This is a genomic window from Streptomyces niger, from assembly GCF_000718305.1.
Lineage (GTDB): Bacteria > Actinomycetota > Actinomycetes > Streptomycetales > Streptomycetaceae > Streptomyces > Streptomyces niger.
Map to the genome: position 1 here is coordinate 42,754 of NZ_JOFQ01000030.1, position 19,876 is coordinate 62,629.

Here is a 19,876-nt window from a genome sequence, read left to right on the forward strand (position 1 = left end):
CATGAGAAAAGAGTGAATCCCCTTGCCCAGCAAGGGGATTCACTCTTTTCTGTTCGCTCGTCAGGAGGCGGCCGGCGGGTCCTGGCCGATCAGCGCGCGGGCCTGCTTGACGTCCAGGGCCATCCGCTCCAGCAGCGCGTCCAGCGTGTCGAACTTCTCCTGGCCGCGGATGTACGCGACGAAGTCGACGGCGACGTGCAGGCCGTAGAGGTCGAGGCCGACGCGGTCGATGGCGTATGCCTCGACGGTGCGGATCTTGCCGTCGAACTGCGGGTTGGTGCCCACCGAGATCGCGGCGGGCATCGCCTCGCCCTCGACGTGCAGGTGGCCCGCGTACACGCCGTCGGCGGGGATGGCGGTGTGCGGCAGGGTCTCGACGTTGGCGGTCGGGAAGCCCAGTTCGCGGCCGCGCTGGGCGCCGCGTACGACGACGCCCTCGACGCGGTGCGGACGGCCCAGCACCTCGGCGGCGCCGGCCATGTCACCGGCCGCGACCAGCCGGCGGGTGAGCGTGGAGGAGAACGGCTCGCCGTCGCCCGCCTCGCCGCGCTCGAAGAGGTCGACGACCTCGACGTCGTAGTCGTAGGTGCGGCCGAGTTCGGCGAGCGTCTCGACGTTGCCCGCCGCCTTGTGCCCGAACCGGAAGTTGGGGCCCTCCACGACGTGCTTGGCGTGCAACTTGTCGACCAGCACCTTCACCACGAAGTCGGCGGGCGCCAGCTTCGAGAACTCCTTGGTGAAGGGGAGGATCAGTACGGCGTCCACGCCCAGTTCGGCCATCAGCTCGGCGCGCCGGTGGTGCGCGGCGAGCAGCGGCGGATGGGTGCCCGGCCGGACGACCTCGCTGGGGTGCGGGTCGAAGGTGACCACCACGGCCGGTACGCCCAGCTCGCGGGCGCGCGCCACGGCCTTGCCGAGGATCAGCTGGTGCCCGCGGTGCACGCCGTCGTAGGAGCCGATGGTGACGACGCTGCGCCCCCAGCCCTCGGGGATGTCCTCCAAGCCACGCCAGCGCTGCACTGTGCCCGCTCCTTGCCCGAACTCTTGTCTGTTCACTACACCGATACGGCATTGCGCAGGTCTAAGACTGCCATGCCGGAGGGTGTGGTTCGCGCGAAGGGTGGGCTCACCTCGGGTGCCCGCGCGGAGAGCGGCCGATGAGCGCAGGCGGGACCGGGGCGCGGGCGGACGTCGAACGGGAGCTCAGGCCGGATGCGGGGCGCCCTGAGCCGGCGTACGGAGGGCGTTGTGCGCCATGGGGCGCGTGAGGCAGCCCTTGGAGGCTCGCACGGAGGACTGCCCTGAGGACTGCCCCGAGGACGGCCCTGAGGGCGGCCCCGACGACGGCCCCGAGGACAGCGCCGAGCGCGGTGGTGCGAGCGGGGGCGAGAGCGGTGTTGTCGGTGGTGCCGGAAGCGGTGTCGACGGCGGTGTCGGGATCGGTGTCGGGAGCGGCGCCGCGGGCCGTGGCGCGGGCGGTGGCGGCAGGTCGGCCGGGGGGCGGGGGCCGAGCATGGCGCGGGCGCCGGGGCCGACGACGGCCGCCCACTCCGCGGGCGCGTCGGCCAGCCACGTCCGTACCATCACGGCGAACTCCGGCAGCAGCCGGCCCAGCTCGACCAGGCGCCGGTCGAAGCGGGCCGCGCCCTCGGTCGTCCGCACGTGCAGCATGCCGGTGCGGTGCACGAGGTCCCGGGTCCGGGCTTCGGGGCGGCGTGTGGCGCCCTGCGCGGCCGCGCACAGCAGCGCGTCCAACACGGTGGGGTCGGGCGCGGCGGCCGGGCGTCCGCCGCGCCCGATACCGCTGTGCTCGCGCTCCAGCAGGACGTCCAGCAACTCCTGTCGGAGCGGGTGGGAGGCGGTGTTGCCGGGGCCGGCCAGTACCGGTACCAGCGCGCACCGTACGGGCGCGGCGTGCGCGGTCAGCAGCCGTACGGCGAGCGGCCGCAGCACCGTTCGGGCGCCGGGGCCCGCTTCCAGACGGCCGGCCACGAAGTCCGCCACGGGGCGGGCGGCCGTCCAGGGGAAGCGGGTGGCGTACTCGTCCACGAGGGCGGCGGCCCGCTGGGCGAGCGCGGGGGTCGAGATCCCGGCGAGGGTACGGAGCACGGCTTCGGCGGCGTCGGCCGCGGCCTCGGGATCGGGGGCCGGGGCGCCGGAAGCGGGGACGCCGGAAGCGGCGGGAGCGGGGATGACGGCGGGGGCCGGGGCGCCGGTGGCGGCGGGGGCCGGGATGCCGGTGGCGGCAGGAGCGGAGGTGACGGCGGGGGCCGGGGTGGCGGTGGGAGCGGGGGGCCCGGGCGGGTCCGACGGCCGGCCTCCGGCGGCCGTGGAGGACCGGCGCAGGCGGGTCTGGAAGGCGGCCAGGACCGGTTCGGGATGGCTGGTCAGGGCGGCGGCGAAGGCAGCGGGCGGCAGCGCGGGGTCGCCTGCGGTGAAGCGGGCCAGCGCCCGGTCCAGATAGCGGGAGCGGGTGGCCCGGTCGGCGACGAGCAGGGCCAGCGCACGCCCGTGCACGCCCGGGTCGCCCGGCCGGTCGAGCAGGGTACGGGCGGCCCCACGCAGCAGCTCTCGGTCCGCCTCGGTGGCGGCGTACCCGGCGGCGGCCAGTGCGTACGTGGCGGCGGCCGCCCGGCGCGCGGGCCGGTCGTCCCGGGACCAGCGGTCCACGGCGCGGCAGAGGGCGGCGGGCTCGTCCTCGGCGAGGGCGGTGAGGAGTTCGTCGGCGCGCGGGTGCGCGGCGACAGCCAGCGCTTCGGTGAGGGCGTCGGTCGCGCGGCGCCGGTGGGTGTGCAGCAGCGCCTGGGCGGCCGCGGCGACGGTCGGCTCCTGCGGCGGGGCCCCGTCGGTCCCCTGTGCTACGCCGGACCCGGACCCGGCCCCGGTCCCAGTCCCGGTCCGTACGGCGCTTCGTCCGCGCTGCAGCGGACGCTCGTCGTCGAACCAGCGGCACAGCAGCGGCTGCACCCGCCGGGGATCGGCCCCCAGCAGCGCGGCCGCGAGCCCGAGGAAACGGGGCGGGCGGGGGGCGGCTGGCGCGCCGGCCCCCGCGGAGGCGACGCGTACGCCGGGCTCGGCGGGTACACCGGGCTCCGCGGAGGCGACACGTGCGCCCGACCCGGTGGAGGCGACACGTGCGCCGGGCTCGGCGGGGACGGGGCGTACGCCGGGCTCGGCGGGCGCCGTGGGGCTGACGGGCCGGTCGGAGGGCGGGGCGGTGACGCACCCGGGCTCACCAGGGATCGTCGCGGTGACGGTGGCAGTGCCGGTGCCGGTGGCGGTGGTGGTGCCGGTGGCGGGAGCCGAGGTCGGGGTGGGCGCGGGCGGAGGAGACGCCGCGGTTGCTCCCCCGCTGTCTGCTGCCGGCTCAGGTGGGGGGCCGTCCGCCGGGAGGAGGCGGCGCACCAGGTCGAGTCGGGTGGCCGGGTCGAGGGGCAGCCGTTCCCAGAACCAGGGGCCGAACGCGTCGAGGCCCGTACGGTCGAAGCCGCCGGCCAGCGCGGAGCGGTCCGTCACCCGGGCCGCGAGCACGTGCAGCACCCGTGCGTACGGGACCGCGTCGGGCAGCCGCAGCAGCACCTCGCCGAGCAGGTGCTCCGCCCACCACCGGGCGTCGCCTGCCGGCCCCGACCCCGGCCACGGCCCCTGCTCCGGCCTCGACCCCGGTCCGGCGTCTCCTGATGACGCACGCGTGGTCGACGTGCCGGTGACCACCGCCACCAGCCGCTCCAGGCGTCGCCCCAGCGCTTCGGGACCGCCCCGGCGGCCGAGGTGCAGCAGGGCCTCGACCACCGGGCCGATGCGGTGCCGCGGCACGACGGGCGTGTCCGTCTCAGCGGGTGCCGGGCCGGCCCCGGGCGCGGCGGTGGCGGGCACCGGCGCCGCACGGTCGCTCACCGGCCGGTGCACGAGAGCGTCCAGCGTGTCGTCCACGTCGAGGTGCGCGCCCTGCAGCCAGTCGGCGAACTCCTCGTGCGGGAAGCGGTAGCCGGCGCCCGCGGGGACCAGCAAGCCCTCGGCGAGCACCGCGGACGCCCACCCCGTACGCCAGGGGAACAGCTCGTCGAAGGACGCCCGGTCCAGTTCGCCCTGGCCGGGGCCGAGGCAGCGGCGGGCCGCCTCGTGAGCGCGTCCGGCGACCCGAGCGGCCGTCCGGCGCAGTGCCGCGCCCCGTCCCCGTCCCTCCGCCCTCGCCCGCTCCCCCGGCGCCGTCCCGGCCAGCCGTTCCGCGACGCGCAGGCAGAGCAGGTCCATGGCGGCGCCGAAGATTTCGTGGCGATGCGGCGTGCCCAGGGCTTTCGCGTCCCCGCCCGCCGCCACGACGGACTGCCGTACCTCGGCCAGCAGCCGCAGGGCCAACGGGTGCCCGGCATCAGCAGCGGTCAGCGCACCGGCCGGCAGGCCGTACCGGGCGCGTGCGCGGGCGGCCTGGCGCGGCGGCAGGTCGCCCAGGCGTACGCAGGGCGGCAACGCGCCGGCCGGTGCGCCGGGCGGGGTCACCGCCGGGTGGCGCGGCCGGTGCAGGAAGGCGGCGGGGAAGAGGAGACCGGCCGTCTCCCAGAACTCGGGGCGGCAGGCGAGGAGCAACTGGGCCCCGGCGCCGTGCAGCCACTCCGCGGTGTCGCGGGTCCAGTCCGCGAGCCGGTGGGAGAGGCCGGACGGCAGCTCCTCCGGACCGTCGAGCAGTACCAGGAGGGGGCGTCCGGCGGCCCGCGCGAGCCCGGCCACCTCGTCGGGCGTCGCCGCCGCGGGATCGCCCGGGGTGGGTCCCGAGGCGCTGAGCACGCGCCCCGCCGAGCGCAGTGCCCGCCCCACCGCGTCCCGTAGGCCGCGGTCGGTGGCCCGCAGGTCGGCGCCGCGCAGCCGGACGGTCGGCGCGGGGACGGTGGCCCGCGCGCGGCGGACGGCGAGCGCCGCCAGCTCCGTACTGCGCCCGGTGCCGGGGTCGCCGACCAGAGCGAGGACCCGCGCCGCCGGTACGGACCCCCGACCGCCCGCCGAGGTGCCACTCCCTGTCGACGTGCCACCCACCGCCGACGTGCCGCTCCCCGCAAAGAAGCCACCTCCTTCGTAGGTGCCACTCCGCTCGTGAGCGCCACTCCCCTCGTAGGCGCCACTCCGCTCGTGAGCGCCACTCCCCTCGTAGGCGCCAGTCCCCTGATACGCGCCGCTCCCCTCACAGGCACCGCTCCCCTCGTAGGCAGCGAAAGCCGTGAACTCCTGCGAAACGTCGCGGCGTTCCACCGGGTCGCGCCAGGGGCCGGGGCCGCCGGTCGTGCCCATGGCGGTCGTCGTGAGCGCCAGGGCACCCGCCAGGTTGAGGTCGGGGCCGTACGCGGGAATCGTGGCGGCGTTGCGGGCCAGCAGCGCGGCGAGCGGGCCCCGCGGGCCGGCCTCCGCCGCGGCGTGCAGCGGGATCGCGAAACCGTCCGGGGCCGCCCCGGTGCGCGCGGGCACCGGGCCGGCCCCGGGAACCGTGCGGGCGCCGCGGTGCAGCGCGGTGCCGATCACGGCCAGCACGGCACCGGTCCCGGCGTCGGTCACCGGCCCGCCGGCGGCCGGCCCGCCCAGACGCAGCGCCTCGCCGCCCGGGCCGCGTACCGCCAGCTCGATCGCCTCGGCGAGGTGGTGGTGGCGGTCGGTCGCGGTGTAGGTGACGGCGGTGGTGCCGAGGATGCGGCCCGGCAGGGCGTCGGCCGCCCCGTACCGCGCCCCCGCCGCCGGAGGCCGGCCCGCATCCGGCCGTACGTCCGCGCGGAGATGTCCGTCCGCGTGGGGCCGTACGTCCGCGTGGAGACGTACGTCAGCGCCGGCCCCCGGGCGGCCCGCGGCGATCGGCAGCGGCGGGACGCCCAGGCCGCCGGTGCGGACGAGGGCGAGGCCGGCCTCCGGGAGCGGGGTGACGGCGTCGGCGCCGACGGTGCAGCTCCGCCCGCCTGCGCCGTGCAGGACCAGGCGGGCCAGGCCGTCGACGGCTTCGTGGCTGGTCAGCACCGTGCCGTCGAGGTCGGCGAGGAAGCCCGTGCCACGCGGCCGCCCCGCCAGGTCGCGGATGCGCACCAGCGCTTCCGCCGCGTCGGCCGCCTGCACCACCATCGCCGTACCTCCCGCTGTCGCCGAACGCCCCGGCCATCGCGTACCGGGTCATTTCGACCGTAGGCAGCCGGTGATCGTCCTGGACAGGGCGCACGGCGAAAGCGCCCCTCTCCACGCCCGCGGTTCGCTCCGAGCGCCCGGCCGAAGGAATGAAAGACCGACGGGCGAGGGATACGGCGGGAGGGGCACTCGAACGGCCCAGCCGCCCCGGGGAACAGAGGCTCTCGAACGGCCCGGCCCACCCCGGAAGCGGAGGCTCTCGAACGGCCCAGCCCCACCCCGGAAACGCGTACGTCCCGTGAGCCACGCGGGCGCACGGGACGTACGGGATGTCGCCGCTGAAAAGCTCAGGGCGAGCTCACGGCGAGTTCAGGGGCGAGCTCAGGGGGTCAGACGAAGACCGCCAGGCTCTTCGCCTTGCCGCCCTTGTTCTCCAGCAGGGCGAGGAACGTGCCGTCCGGCGCGAACGCCGCGACCGGTCCGTCCGCGTCGAAGTCCGGCATCGGGATGCGCGCGCCGTTGCCCAGCAGACGCCCCTGCTGCACCGTGACGTCCCAGCGCGGGAACGCCGCGGCCGCCGCCTCGCCGATCGGCATGATCGGCAGGCCGGCGCCCGCGGGCTCGTCCACGGCCGTCTGGAGCTGGTCCAGCGTGCGGGCCTTGTCGAGCTTGTACGGGCCGACACGGGTGCGGCGCAGCGCCGTGAGGTGCCCGCCGGTGCCGAGACCGGCACCGATGTCGCGGGCCAGGGCACGGATGTACGTGCCCGAGGAGCACTCCACGGAGACCAGCAGGTCGGTGACGGGGGTGCCGTCCTCCGCCTCGGTCTCGTGCACGGAATGCAGCACGAACGAGGAGATCGTCACCGGGCGGGCCGGTATCTCCACGTCCTCGCCGCCGCGCACCCGGGCGTAGGACCGCTTACCGTCGATCTTGATCGCGCTGACCTTGGACGGCACCTGCATGATGTCGCCGCTCAGCGCGTCGATCTGCGCCTGGATGGCGTCCCTGCCGAGTTCCTTGGCGCCCGGCGCCTCGGTGATCTCGCCCTCGGCGTCGTCCGTGACGGTGGACTGGCCCAGCCGGACCGTGCCGACGTACTCCTTCTCCGTCAGCGCGAGGTGGCCGAGCAGCTTCGTGGCGCGCTCGACACCCAGGACGAGCACGCCGGTCGCCATCGGGTCCAGCGTGCCCGCGTGCCCGATCCGGCGGGTGCGGGCCATGCCGCGCATCTTCGCCACGACGTCGTGCGAGGTGAAGCCGGCCGGCTTGTCGACGATGACAAGTCCGTCCGGCACGTTGACCTTCTGCTTCATTCGGCGGCGGTGTCCTCGTCGTCGTCCTCGCCCGGCTTGCGGTACGGGTCGGCCTCACCGGCGTAGTCGGCGCCCGAGGAGGCCTCGCGCACCTTGGCGTCGGAGGCCCGCGCCTTGTCCAGCAGGTCCTCGATGGTCCTGGCGTTCTCGGGGAGGGCGTCCGCCACGAACGTCAGGGTCGGCGTGAACTTGGTGCCCGCGGCGCGCCCGACCTCGGAGCGCAGGATGCCCTTGGCGCTCTCCAGTCCGGCCGCGGCGCTGGCCCGGTCCTCGTCGTCGCCGTAGACCGTGTAGAAGACCGTCGCCTCCCGCAGGTCGCCGGTGACCCGGGTGTCCGTGATGGTCACGTGCGAACCGAGCCGCGGGTCCTTGACACCGCGCTGCAGCTTCTGGGCGACCACCTCCCGGATGAGGTCCGCCAGCCTCTTCGCCCGCGCATTGTCGGCCACTGGTCGTCTCCTTCTTGTTTCTTTCCACCATGGTGCTTGCGGCGCCGACGGCCCGCACGGCCGGCCGGTACCCGGCCGGCCGCCGCGTCAGTCGTCGTGGTCGCCGTGGAACTGCCGCCGTACCGACAGCAGCTCCACTTCGGGACGCGCGGCGACCAGTCGCTCGCAGCGGTCCAGTACGTCTGTGAGGTGCCCCGCGTCGCCGGAGACCGCCGCCAGGCCGATCGTGGCCCTGCGGTAGAGGTCCTGGTCGCCGACCTCCGCCACGCTCACCGCGTACTTGCGGTGCAGCTCGGCGACGATCGGGCGGACGACGGAGCGCTTCTCCTTCAGCGACCGTACGTCGCCGAGGAGGAGGTCGAAGGACAGTGTCCCTACGTACATGCGGTGCGGGTATGCCACCCGGGGGGCGTGAGGTGTGCGTGTACCGGTCAAAGGAACGGTACACGGAACGGCCGGGGCCGATCGACGGATTTCCTCCGCCGACCGGCCCCGGTCCCGCGCGCCGTCCGGCCGCCGTACGGGCGACCGGACCGCGCGCGGGCAGTTGCTCGCGCGATCAGACGCGCGGCTTCTCGCGCATCTCGTACGTCGCGATGACATCGTCGACCTTGATGTCGTTGAAGTTGCCGAGGTTGATACCGCCCTCGAACCCTTCGCGGATCTCGGTGACGTCGTCCTTGAAGCGGCGCAGACCCTCGATGTTGAGGTTCTCCGCGATGACCTTGCCGTCGCGGACCAGGCGCGCCTTGGTGTTGCGCTTGACCTCGCCGGACCGGATGAGGACACCGGCGATGTTGCCCAGCTTGGACGACTTGAAGACCTCGCGGATCTCCGCCGTGCCGAGCTCGACCTCCTCGTACTCCGGCTTCAGCATGCCCTTCAGGGCCGCCTCGATCTCCTCGATCGCCTGGTAGATGACCGAGTAGTACCGGACGTCGACGCCCTCGCGCTCGGCCATCTGCGTCGCGCGGCCTTCGGCGCGGACGTTGAAGCCGATGACGATCGCGTCGGAGCCGGACGCCAGGTTGATGTCGGACTCGGTGACCGCACCCACGCCGCGGTGCAGCACGCGGATGTCGACCTCCTCGCCCACGTCCAGCTGGAGCAGCGAGGACTCCAGGGCCTCGACCGAACCGGACGCATCGCCCTTGATGATGAGGTTGAGCTGCTGGACCTCGCCGGCCTTGAGCACCTTGTCCAGGTCCTCCAGGGACACGCGACGGGTGCGCTTGGCGAAGGCCGCGTTGCGCTCGCGCGCCGCGCGCTTCTCGGCGATCTGACGCGCGGTGCGGTCCTCGTCGACAACCAGGAAGTTGTCGCCGGCGCCCGGCACGTTGGTCAGACCCAGCACCAGGACGGGGGTCGAGGGACCCGCTTCCTCGATGTTGTTGCCCTTGTCGTCGAGCATCGCGCGGACTCGGCCGTACGCGTCGCCGACGACCATGGTCTCGCCGACCCGCAGGGTGCCGCGCTGGACCAGCACGGTGGCCACGGCGCCGCGGCCGCGGTCGAGGTGGGCCTCGATCGCGATGCCCTGGGCGTCCTGCTCCTCGTTGGCCCGCAGGTCCAGCGAGGCGTCCGCGGTCAGGACCACGGCCTCCAGGAGCTCCTCGATGTTCTGGCCCTGGCGGGCGGAGATGTCGACGAACATCGTGTCGCCGCCGTACTCCTCGGCCACCAGGCCGTACTCGGTCAGCTGACCGCGCACCTTGGTCGGGTCCGCGCCCTCGACGTCGATCTTGTTGACCGCGACGACGATCGGCACGTCGGCCGCCTTGGCGTGGTTCAGCGCCTCGATCGTCTGCGGCATGACGCCGTCGTTGGCCGCGACCACGAGGATCGCGATGTCGGTCGACTTCGCACCACGGGCACGCATGGCGGTGAACGCCTCGTGACCCGGGGTGTCGATGAAGGTGATCCGACGCTCTTCGTCGTTGACCGAGGTCGAGACCTGGTACGCACCGATGTGCTGGGTGATGCCGCCGGCCTCGCCCGCGATGACGTTCGTCTTGCGGATCGCGTCCAGCAGTCGGGTCTTACCGTGGTCGACGTGACCCATGACGGTGACGACCGGGGGACGCGCGACGAGCATCTCCTCGCCGCCCTCGTTCTCGCCGAACTCGATGTCGAAGGACTCGAGCAGCTCGCGGTCCTCCTCCTCCGGGCTGACGATCTCGACGACGTAGTTCATCTCCTCGCCGAGGAGCGTGAGCGTCTCGTCGGAGACGGACTGCGTCGCGGTGACCATCTCACCCAGGTTCAGCATGACCTGGACGAGCGACGCCGGGTTGGCGTTGATCTTCTCCGCGAAGTCGGTCAGCGAGGCACCGCGCGACAGGCGAACCGTCGCACCGTTGCCGCGCGGCAGCATGACGCCGCCCACCGACGGGGCCTGCATCGCCTCGTACTCCTGGCGACGCTGCCGCTTCGACTTGCGACCACGACGCGCCGGACCGCCGGGACGACCGAAGGCGCCCTGCGTGCCACCACGGCCACCGGGACCACCCGGACGGCCGCCGAAGCCCGGACGACCGCCGAAGCCGCCACCGGGACCGCCGCCACCGGGACGACCGGCGAAACCGCCGCCGCCACCCGGACGACCGCCGCCGCCACCGGGACGGCCGCCGAAGCCGCCGCCACCGCCGGGACGACCGCCGCCGCCACCCGGACGGCCACCGCCGCCGGGACCACGGCCGCCGGGGCCCGGACGCGGGCCGGCAGCCGGACGCTGCGGCATCATGCCCGGGTTCGGACGCGCGCCACCGCCGGGGCGGGGACCGCCCTGGCCGGCGCCGCCGCCCTGCGGGCGGGGCATGCTGCCCGGAGTCGGGCGGTTACCACCCGGCGCCTGGGGACGGGGACCGCCCTGGCCGGCGCCCTGCGGACGCGGGCCGCCGGGGCCACCCTGGCCGCCGGGGCGCGGCGCGCCACCGGGACGGGGGGCCTGCGGACGGGCCATGCCCGTGGAGCCACCGGAGGTGAAGGGGTTGTTGCCCGGACGCGGGCCCTGGGGGCGGTTGCCACCGGGACGCGGCGCACCCTGGCGGTCACCGCCGGGACGCGGGCCCTGACGGTCGCCACGGCCCTGGCCGCGATCCTGCCGGTCCTGCCGGTCCTGGCCGGGGCGGCCGCCCTGACGCGGGCCGGGGGTGGCACCGGGCTTGGGCGCGGCCGGAGCGGACGGCGGAGCCTGGAACTCGGGCTGCGCGGGCGCGGCCGGAGCAGGCTTGGGGCCGGGCTTCGGGCCGGGCGTGGGGCGCGGGCCCGGAGCGGGCGCCGCGGGAGAGGGGGTGCTGCTCTTCGGCGCCTCGGGGGCCTTGGGGGCCTCGGGCGCTGCCGGAGCCGCGGGGCCCGGCTTGGGGGCGCCCGGCTTCGGGGCAGCAGGACGGGCCGCCTGCGCCGGAGAGGGCGCGGACGGCTTTGCCGGCGCGGACTTGCGCGGCGCCGAGGGCTTGCCGGCGGCACGGCCGTTGCCGTTGCCTGCCTGGAAAGCGTCGGTCAGCTTGCGAACAACCGGCGCCTCGATCGTCGAGGACGCCGAACGGACGAATTCACCAAGTTCTTGGAGCTTGGCCATGACGACCTTGCTCTCAACACCGAACTCCTTGGCGAGTTCGTATACCCGGACCTTAGCCACTTCGCTCCTTCTAGGTCCGGGTGTCCACCGGACCGTCGCTACTTCATGGGCGTACTCATCGCGTACTCATCGAGTGCTCATCGCAATCTCGACCTACTTCCGACTCGCGAGGTACCTGACCGCACGGTTTTCCGTGCGACGTGCTGTCTTACGGTGTCGCCTGCTCGACGTACTGGCGCAGGGCCGTGGTGTCGAGCGGTCCTGGGCCCCTGAAGGCCCTGGGGAACGCCCGGCGGCGCACCGCCAGGTCGAAACAGACCAGTGTGGGGTGCACGTAGGCACCCCGGCCGGGCAGCGTACCGCGAGGATCGGGGGTGCACTCACCATCGATCATCACGATGCGCAGCAAATCGCCCTTGGCCGCTCGCTCCCGGCATCCCACACAGGTTCGCTCAGGGCATACGCGGGCATGCGTCCGGCCAGACACTGCTTAAGTCTACCTCCCCGTAGCGGTCCCACTCCTATGGGGTAAGGACCGAACGGCCGCTCATATTCCTTCGTGGCTGACAATCGACCATGGCCGGCAACCGACCGTGGTCGACCGTTGACGCCGGCGACTCCGGGCCGCCGCCGCCGGCGCCGCTGTCTCAGTTCTGCCGCTCCGGCGTCTCAGTTCTGCCGGTCCGGCGTCTCAGTTCTGCCGGTCCGGCGTCTCAGTTCTGCCGGTCCGGCGTCTCGGTGTCCGGGCGGATGTCGATCCGCCACCCGGTGAGCCGGGCGGCGAGCCGGGCGTTCTGCCCTTCCTTGCCGATCGCCAGCGACAGCTGGTAGTCGGGGACGGTGACCCGCGCGGAGCGCGCGGCCAGGTCCACGACCTCGACCTTGGAGACCCGGGCCGGCGACAGCGCGTTCGCCACCAGGTCGGCCGGGTCGTCCGACCAGTCCACGATGTCGATCTTCTCGCCGTTCAGCTCGGCCATGACGTTGCGGACGCGGCCGCCCATCGGGCCGATGCAGGCGCCCTTGGCGTTCAGCCCGGAGCGGGTGGAACGCACGGCGATCTTCGTACGGTGACCGGCCTCGCGGGCGATGGCGGAGATCTCCACCGAGCCGTCCGCGATCTCCGGGACCTCCAGCGCGAAGAGCTTCTTCACCAGGTTCGGGTGGGTGCGCGAGAGGGTGACCGACGGGCCGCGGACGCCCTTGACGACGCGGACGACGTACGAGCGCAGCCGCGTGCCGTGCTTGTAGTCCTCACCGGGGACCTGCTCCTGCACCGGCAGGATGGCCTCCAGCTTGCCGATGTCGACCAGGACGTTCTTGGGGTCCTTGCCCTGCTGGACCACGCCGGTGACGACGTCGCCCTCGCGCCCGGCGTACTCGCCGAACGTCTGATCCTCCTCGGCGTCCCGCAGCCGCTGCAGGATGACCTGCTTGGCGGTGGTCGCCGCGATCCGGCCGAAACCCGACGGTGTGTCGTCGAACTCACGGGGCTCCGCGCCCTCCTCGAGGTCGGCCGGGTCCTCCTTCGCCCACACGGTCACGTGACCGGTGTTGCGGTCCAGCTCCACGCGCGCGTGACGGCGGCTGCCCTCGGTGCGGTGGTACGCGATGAGGAGGGCCGACTCGATGGCCTCCACCAGCAGGTCGAAGGAGATTTCCTTCTCCCGCACCAAACCCCGCAGGGCACTCATGTCGATGTCCACGGCTACGCCTCCTCCTGGCTCTCGTCGTTGGTGTCGTCTTCCGCGGGGGCCGCGCCCTTGGCGGCGCCCGGCGCGGTCTTGCGGTTGAACTCGATCTCCACGCGCGCCTTGGCGATCTCGCTGAAGGCGACCCGGCGGGCGGTGGGCTTGCGCCCCTTCACGCCCGGTACTTCGAGGTCCAGGCCCTCGTCGTCGACGGCGATGATCCGTGCGACCAGCTCGCCGGCCCCCGCCTCGTCGGTCAGCTGGACCTTGATCAGGCGGCCGGTGGCCCGGCGGTAGTGCCGCGGCTCGGTGAGCGGACGGTCGGCACCGGGAGAGGTGACCTCCAGGGTGTACGCGACCTCCCCCATGGCGTCCGCGTCGTCCAGGGCCTGCGAGATCTCGCGGCTCAGCTCGGCGCACTCGTCCAGCTGGACGCCGTCGTCGGAATCCACCACGATCCTCAGCACACGCCGCTTGCCTGCGGGGGTCACCTCGATCTCTTCCAGATCCAGGTCTCGCGCGGCGACCAGCGGTTCAAGCAGTCCGCGCAGCCTCTCGCTCTGGGTGGTGCTCATCCGGGTGACTCCTCGGCCGCGTGTGCTGTTGTGGGATGGTCGCGTGTCTGGCCAAAGCCTATCTGTTCCGGCGGGGTACTGACGATTCCGTGCGCGGGCGCGGTTACGCTCGCCTGCGGTGATCACCAGATCACCACCCGCAGACCCCCGGGAAGAGGACCGTGCCGCAGCCGAGTACGCACCCGAGTACGCACGTGAGGAGAAGGGCCCTGCTGGCGGGCGCCGCGCTCGGGAGCGCGGCGCTGCTCGCGGGCTGCTCCGAGGAGCCCGCCGCCTCCGACGACATGGACAGCGCCGCCGGGCGCACCCTGCTCGACAAGGGCGCGCGCGACAGTGGCGCACTGCTGGCCCGGTACGACGCGACACTCACCGCGCACCCCGCCCTGGAACGGCGGCTCCGCCCGCTGCGGGACGAAGTGGCCCGGCACGTCGGGGCGTTCACCTCCCCCGAAGCCACCGGCTCCCCGTCCGCCGCGCCCTCCGCGACCGCCTCACCGTCCCGTACCCCGGAACGGCAGCGCGCCCCGAAGGTGCCCGGCACGGAGAAGAAAGCACTGACCGCGCTCGCGGAGGCCGAGCGGCACACCGCGGACCTGCGGACGGCCGCGCTGGTCAGCGCGCCCCCGGAGGTCGCCCGGCTGCTCGCCTCGATCGCCGCGGCCGGGGCCGCCCACGCCTACCTGCTCGAAACGCGGGACGAGCACGACGAGAAGGACGGGAAGAACGCCTGATGCCGGCGGAGAAGGACGAGAACCCGGAGCGGAAGGCCGAACTCGAGGCCCTGCAGAACGCCCTGGCCGCCGAGCACGCCGCGCTCTACGGGTACGGCGTCGTGGGGGCGCGGGTCGGCGACGGACGGCGTAGGGAAGCTCAGGACGGCTACGACGCCCACCGCGCGCGCCGGGACGAACTGTCCCGCCGGGTGACCGCGCTCGGCGGCCGGCCCCAGGCCGCGGCCGCTGCGTACGCCCTGCCGTTCCCGGTGCCCGACGCGGCGGCGGCCGTCCGGCTCGCGGCCGAACTGGAGGACCGGGTCGCCGGCGCGTACGCCGACCTCGTACGCGCCTCCGCGGGGGCCCGGCGGCGCGCGGCGGCCGGATCGCTCCGCGAGGCAGCGGTGCGAGCGGTGCGCTGGCGCGGCAGCGGCGTAGCCTTCCCTGGGCTCGCCGAACGGACCACGGCCGGCAGCCCGTCGCCCACCGCGACCGGATCCGCCGACGCGCTCTGAGCACACCGCGGCCGCACGGGCTCGCCGGTCACCCCGGTACCGCCGAAGGAAGGGACAGCTGCAGCATGGCAACGGCACCCATCGAACCGCCGAGACGGTTGGTGCGCGCGATCGGCGACGACCCCGAAAGCCCCGCGCGCGCCTGGCTGGACTCGCTCCCGGACCGCGTGGCGGAGCGGCTGGCGGCGTGGGAGCTGACCCCCGAGCGGGTGCACGAGCCCGGCGGCCGCGCCAGCCTCCTGGTCCTGGTCACCCAGGCCGACGGCACGCCCGCCGCGCTGAAGTTCCCGCTGCCCGGCCGGCCCGGCGCCGAGGTCGAGGCGGCGGCGCTGGCGCGCTGGGACGGCTGGGGCGCGGCGCGGCTGCTGCGCGCCGCCCCGGACAGCGGCGCGCTCCTCCTCGAACGGCTCCGCGGCGGCGTCTCGCTGCGCTCGCTGCCCGAGGCGAAGGCGTTGCTGGAGGCGGCGGGGACGGTCCGCCGGCTCTGGGTACCGCCCACGGACGGCCACCCCTTCGAGACGCTGGCCGCCCGTACGGAGACCGCGGTGCAGCTCCTGCGGGAGCGGGCCGCGGCGGTCCCGTCCGCGGCCCCGCTGATCGACGAGGCCGTCGAGCTGCGCCGCACGCTGCCCGCCGACGCACCGGAGGAAGTCCTGCTGCACGGCGCGTTCCGGCAGGGCAAGGTGCTGGCCGGGCACCGCACACCGTGGCTCGCCGTCGGCCCCCGCCCGGTACTCGGGGAACGCGCGTACGACCTGGTCGGGCTGGTCCTGGACCGCATGGAGGACCTGGCCGCCGGCACCGGCGCCGCGGCCGCCGCCCGCCGCCGGGTCGGCAAACTCGCCGACTCCCTCGAAGTCGACCGCGACCGCCTGCGCGCCTGGACGCTTGTCGGTGCGGTGGAAGCGGGCCTCCGGGCCGTGTCGGCCGACGACCGTGCGCGCGGGGAACTGCTGCTGGAGTTCGGTACCTGGCTGTAGCGCACGCAAGCCGAAAACAAGCCTGTTCCGGGGGGCCTGCCAGCGGTGGCCGGGGGAGTTCGCGGACGAGCGGCCGCCCGGCCGCGATACACGGGGACGGCAACGGGCCCACACGTCACCGCGCGGGCCCGCCACCATCTCGGAAACTACGCGCTCAGCCGCGCAACGGCCTCCTCGACCGTCATCTCCTCGCGCTCGCCCGTCCGCCGGTCCTTGACCTCGACGACGCCCTCGGCGGCGCGGCGGCCCGCGACGACGATGTGCGGGACACCGATCAGCTCGGCGTCGGTGAACTTCACGCCCGGGGAGACCCCGGCCCGGTCGTCGACCAGCACGCGCAGCCCCGCAGCGCCCAGCTTGTCGCCGACCTCCAGCGCCAGCTCGGTCTGCTTGGCCTTGCCCGCCGCGACGACGTGCACGTCCGCCGGGGCGACCTCGCGCGGCCAGCACAGGCCGGACTCGTCGTGGGTCTGCTCGGCGAGCGCCGCCACCGCACGGGAGACGCCGATGCCGTACGAGCCCATCGTGACCCGGACCGGCTTGCCGTTCTGGCCGAGCACGTCCAGCTCGAACGCGTCGGCGTACTTGCGGCCCAGCTGGAAGATGTGGCCGATCTCGATGGCCCGGTCGATGACCAGCCCGGCACCACACTTGGGGCAGGGGTCGCCCGGCTCGACGACGACCACGTCGAGGTAGTCGTCCACCTCGAAGTCGCGGCCCGCGACGACGTTCCGCGCGTGCTTGCCGTCCTTGTTGGCGCCGGTGATCCAGGAGGTGCCGGGGGCCACGCGCGGGTCGGCGATGTACTTGAAGGACTTGCCCGCCAGGCCCTGCGGGCCGATGTAGCCGCGGACCAGGTCCTCACGGCCGGTGAAGTCCTCGGCGGTGACGACCTCGACGACGGCCGGCGCCAGCGCCTCGCCGAGCTTGCCCAGGTCGACCTCGCGGTTGCCCGGGACGCCCACCGCGACGATCTCGCCGTCCACCTTGACCAGCAGGTTCTTCAGCGTTGCCGAGGCCGGCACGTTCAGGAACTCGGCGAGGGACTCGATGGTCGGGGTGTCGGGGGTGTCCAGCTCCTCGATCTCGCCCACGCCGGAGGCGTCCACGGGGTCGACCTTGACCGTGACGGCCTCGGTGTTGGCCGCGTAGTCGCACTGCGGGCAGTCGACGAAGGTGTCCTCACCGGCCGCCGCGGGGGCCAGGAACTCCTCGGAGGCGGAGCCGCCCATCGCGCCGGAGACGGCCGAGACGATGCGGTAGTCCAGGCCCAGCCGCGCGAAGATCTTCTGGTACGCCTCGCGGTGCAGCGCGTACGACTTCGCCAGGCCCTCGTCGGTGGTGTCGAAGCTGTACGAGTCCTTCATCTGGAACTCGCGGCCACGCAGCACGCCGGAGCGGGGGCGCGCCTCGTCCCGGTACTTCGTCTGAATCTGGTACAGCATGACCGGCAGGTCCTTGTAGGACGTGCACTGGTCCTTGACCGTGAGGGTGAAGATCTCCTCGTGGGTGGGGCCGAGGAGGTAGTCGGCGCCCTTGCGGTCCTTCAGGCGGAAGAGCAGGTCGCCGTACTCCTCCCAGCGGTTGCTGGCCTCGTACGGCTCCTTGGGGAGCAGCGCGGGCAGCAGGACCTCCTGGCCGCCGATGGCGTCCATCTCCTCACGCACCACGCGCGAGACGTTCTCCAGCACCTTCTTGCCCAGCGGCAGCCAGGTCCAGATGCCGGCGGAGGTGCGGCGGACGTACCCGGCGCGGACGAGCAGCTTGTGGCTGGCGGTCTCGGCGTCGGCCGGGTCGTCGCGCAGCGTCTTGATCATCAATCGGGACATGCGCTGGACCTGGGCCATGGTGATTCTCCTGCGTAAGAAAGGTGACTGGGGCGAGGTTATCGGGCAGGACCTCGCCCACGGAAATGCGTTACGGACGGTTGTGACGCAGCGTAGTCGGGTAACCCCCGGTCAGGGGGTGCGGGGCGTTCGAATCGCCCCGTAGCGGGCCTCCCCCCCCCGCGAGCGCCCCACCGCCCGCGCACGGCCCACCCACCACGCACGACCCGCTCAGCGGGCCAGTGGGAGTGGCGCGCCCATCACCGCGTACGGCGCGGGGGCGCTCGGGAAGAGCACGCGGCGGGCGAGGTCCTGATAACCGAGCGAGCGGTACAGCGCACGGGCCGGACTCTCGATGTCGATCGCGGACAGGATGCTGCGCGGGTGCGGAACCTCGTCGGTGATGCGCGTGATCAGCGCCCGGCCGATGCCGCGCTTCTGGTACGCGGGGTGGACGTGCAGCTCGGTGATGACGAAGGAGTCGTCCAGCCAGAAGTCCTGCCCGGTGCTGCGCAGGTAGGGCTCGACGACGCTGGACCACCAGTGGGAGCGGTCGTTGGGCAGGCCGTACACGAAGCCGGCCAGCCGGCCCTCGGGGGTGGTGGCACCCAGGGCGCGCGCTCCGGGGGTGGTGAGGTGGCGCAGCACGATGTGGCGGCGCACGCCGATCTCGTCGTCCGTCAGGCCGAAGGCGAGCGCCTGCACGACGAGCGCTTCGTCCACGCGGGCTGCCAGGTCGAGCGGGCCGACCACGACGTCATCCATGGTCGGGAGCGTACACAGCCGGGGCGTCGAACACGATCGGACCGGCCAGCTCGGCCGGGAGACGCCGGGTCACCGCGGCGCCGCGGCCGCGGGCGCGTGGCGTACCGGTCAGAACAGCACGCTCATGAACGCGCCGACCTCTTCGAAGCCGACCCGCCGGTACGCGGCCCGCGCGGCGGTGTTGAAGTCGTTGACGTACAGGCTGACGATGGGCGCGACGTCGGCGAGGGCGTAGCGCAGGACGGCCGCCATGCCGGTCTCGGAGAGGCCCTTGCCGCGGTACTCGGGGGCGACCCAGACGCCCTGGATCTGGCAGGCGCGCAGCGTGGCGGCGCCGATCTCGGCCTTGAAGACGACCTTGCCGTCCTCGATGCGGGCGAAGGAGCGTCCGGCGCCGACCAGCTCGGCGACGCGGGCCTGGTAGAGCAGTCCGCCGTCGCCGGCCAGCGGTGAGATGCCGACCTCCTCGGTGAACATGGCCACGCACGCGGGCATGATCACGTCCATCTCGTCCTTGCGGATGCGGCGGACGTACGGGTCGGCGGCGACCTCGGTGGCGGGCCGGCTGGTGACCATCAGCGGCTGGTGGGCGCGGACCTCGCGGGCGGGGCCCCAGGCGGGCTCCAGGAGGGACCACAGCTCGGCCGTGGGGGCCGCGGGGCCGACGATGGAGGAGCAGCGGCGGCCCTGGCGGCGGGCGCGCTCGGCGAAGGCGCGTACGGCGTCGGGGGTGGCGCAGATGGGGACGAGGTTGGCGCCCGCGTAGCAGAGGGACTCCAGCCGGCCGTTCTCGTACCAGCCCCACATCTCGCCGCCGAGGCGCCAGGGGTCGAGCCCGGCGACCTGGACCCGGGCGGCCACGAAGGCGTTGGCGACCGGGTCGCGGTCCAGGACCGCGAGGGCATCGTCGAGCTCCCCGGGCTCAAGGACCTTGGTGGTGGTCGTCAGCACGTGTCGGTTTGCCTCACCGTGACGGGGCCGGGGCCGTAAGAGAGCAGGTCCAGGCACTGTACCTCGCGTACACGCGATGCGCCCCCGCCCCTCTCGGAGCGAGGGACGGGGGCGCATGGCGCGAATTGTGGTTATCCACAGGGGGCGCGGGGGGCGGTGGGTGGGGGCTAGCTTCGCTATTAGTGCGGTGGAGGTGGGGGAGGGGCCTCGCACCGGGTGGTGGGGAGAGGGAGGGGCCCTGCCACGTACGCGGCGGAACTCAGCCCGCGACCGCCACCGAAGGCTCCCCCGACTCCACCCCGTCCTTCTCCATCTGCTCGGCGATCTTCATGGCTTCCTCGATGAGGGTCTCCACGATCTTCGACTCCGGCACGGTCTTGATGACCTCGCCCTTCACGAAGATCTGCCCCTTGCCGTTA

Annotated in this window: 15 protein-coding genes and 1 pseudogene; 3 read left to right on the forward strand and 13 right to left on the reverse strand. The window is 73.9% G+C overall.

What is annotated here, in order from left to right; genetic code table 11:
• Positions 1-60: 60 nt before the first annotated feature.
• From IF20_RS34010 to rimP, 9 genes are all read right to left on the reverse strand, one after another.
• Positions 61-1,020 carry a bifunctional riboflavin kinase/FAD synthetase gene (locus IF20_RS34010; protein ID WP_052869298.1) on the reverse strand — a complete coding sequence of 320 codons (960 nt, stop codon included), beginning with the start codon at positions 1,018-1,020 and terminating at the stop codon, positions 61-63.
• Between the two features lie 183 nt (positions 1,021-1,203).
• On the reverse strand, positions 1,204-6,096 hold the full coding sequence (locus IF20_RS39545) for a trypsin-like peptidase domain-containing protein (protein WP_052869299.1): 4,893 nt from the start codon (positions 6,094-6,096) through the stop codon (positions 1,204-1,206).
• Between the two features lie 389 nt (positions 6,097-6,485).
• Positions 6,486-7,412, reverse strand: coding sequence for a tRNA pseudouridine(55) synthase TruB (truB, locus tag IF20_RS34020; protein WP_052869300.1), 927 nt, complete (start codon positions 7,410-7,412; stop codon positions 6,486-6,488).
• Complete coding sequence (gene rbfA, locus IF20_RS34025) at positions 7,409-7,861, reverse strand: 30S ribosome-binding factor RbfA (protein ID WP_052869301.1); 453 nt, start codon at positions 7,859-7,861, stop codon at positions 7,409-7,411. Before rbfA ends, truB begins: the two co-directional genes overlap by 4 nt.
• An 87-nt stretch (positions 7,862-7,948) precedes the next feature.
• A complete protein-coding gene (locus IF20_RS34030) occupies positions 7,949-8,245 on the reverse strand; it encodes a DUF503 domain-containing protein (protein ID WP_052869302.1) in 297 nt (98 codons plus the stop codon).
• Between the two features lie 175 nt (positions 8,246-8,420).
• Positions 8,421-11,501, reverse strand: a complete 3,081-nt coding sequence (gene infB, locus IF20_RS38595; RefSeq protein WP_110944813.1) for a translation initiation factor IF-2 — start codon at positions 11,499-11,501, stop codon at positions 8,421-8,423.
• Positions 11,502-11,649: 148 nt separating this feature from the next.
• Positions 11,650-11,928 (reverse strand): YlxR family protein, encoded by a 279-nt coding sequence (locus IF20_RS34040; protein WP_110944814.1) that lies wholly within the window; start codon positions 11,926-11,928, stop codon positions 11,650-11,652.
• 226 nt (positions 11,929-12,154) lie between these two features.
• Entirely contained in the window at positions 12,155-13,147 is a 993-nt protein-coding gene (gene nusA, locus IF20_RS34045; RefSeq protein WP_052869305.1) for a transcription termination factor NusA, read from the reverse strand.
• Positions 13,148-13,149: 2 nt separating this feature from the next.
• On the reverse strand, positions 13,150-13,707 hold the full coding sequence (rimP, locus tag IF20_RS34050; RefSeq protein WP_052869306.1) for a ribosome maturation factor RimP: 558 nt from the start codon (positions 13,705-13,707) through the stop codon (positions 13,150-13,152).
• 194 nt (positions 13,708-13,901) lie between these two features.
• Here rimP and IF20_RS34055 point away from each other — a divergent pair, with 194 nt between their 5' ends.
• From IF20_RS34055 to IF20_RS34065, 3 genes are all read left to right on the forward strand, one after another.
• The gene (locus IF20_RS34055; RefSeq protein WP_324605614.1) at positions 13,902-14,438 is read left to right on the forward strand and encodes a hypothetical protein; all 537 of its coding nucleotides are present in this window, start codon (positions 13,902-13,904) and stop codon (positions 14,436-14,438) included.
• Positions 14,438-14,935 carry a ferritin-like domain-containing protein gene (locus IF20_RS34060; RefSeq protein WP_052869308.1) on the forward strand — a complete coding sequence of 166 codons (498 nt, stop codon included), beginning with the start codon at positions 14,438-14,440 and terminating at the stop codon, positions 14,933-14,935. Before IF20_RS34055 ends, IF20_RS34060 begins: the two co-directional genes overlap by 1 nt.
• A 65-nt stretch (positions 14,936-15,000) precedes the next feature.
• Positions 15,001-15,915, forward strand: coding sequence for an aminoglycoside phosphotransferase family protein (locus IF20_RS34065; protein WP_052869309.1), 915 nt, complete (start codon positions 15,001-15,003; stop codon positions 15,913-15,915).
• Between the two features lie 146 nt (positions 15,916-16,061).
• On the opposite strand, the gene IF20_RS34070 is transcribed toward IF20_RS34065, so the two are convergent.
• The 4 genes and pseudogenes from IF20_RS34070 to IF20_RS34085 form a co-directional block, all read right to left on the reverse strand.
• The gene (locus tag IF20_RS34070; RefSeq protein ID WP_052869310.1) at positions 16,062-17,762 is read right to left on the reverse strand and encodes a proline--tRNA ligase; all 1,701 of its coding nucleotides are present in this window, start codon (positions 17,760-17,762) and stop codon (positions 16,062-16,064) included.
• Positions 17,763-17,972: 210 nt separating this feature from the next.
• Positions 17,973-18,506, reverse strand: coding sequence for a GNAT family N-acetyltransferase (locus IF20_RS34075; protein WP_052869311.1), 534 nt, complete (start codon positions 18,504-18,506; stop codon positions 17,973-17,975).
• Between the two features lie 108 nt (positions 18,507-18,614).
• Positions 18,615-19,457 (reverse strand): GNAT family N-acetyltransferase, encoded by an 843-nt coding sequence (locus tag IF20_RS34080; protein WP_052869312.1) that lies wholly within the window; start codon positions 19,455-19,457, stop codon positions 18,615-18,617.
• Positions 19,458-19,716: 259 nt separating this feature from the next.
• Positions 19,717-19,876, reverse strand: a pseudogene (locus IF20_RS34085) (flavodoxin-dependent (E)-4-hydroxy-3-methylbut-2-enyl-diphosphate synthase); the annotation flags it as partial.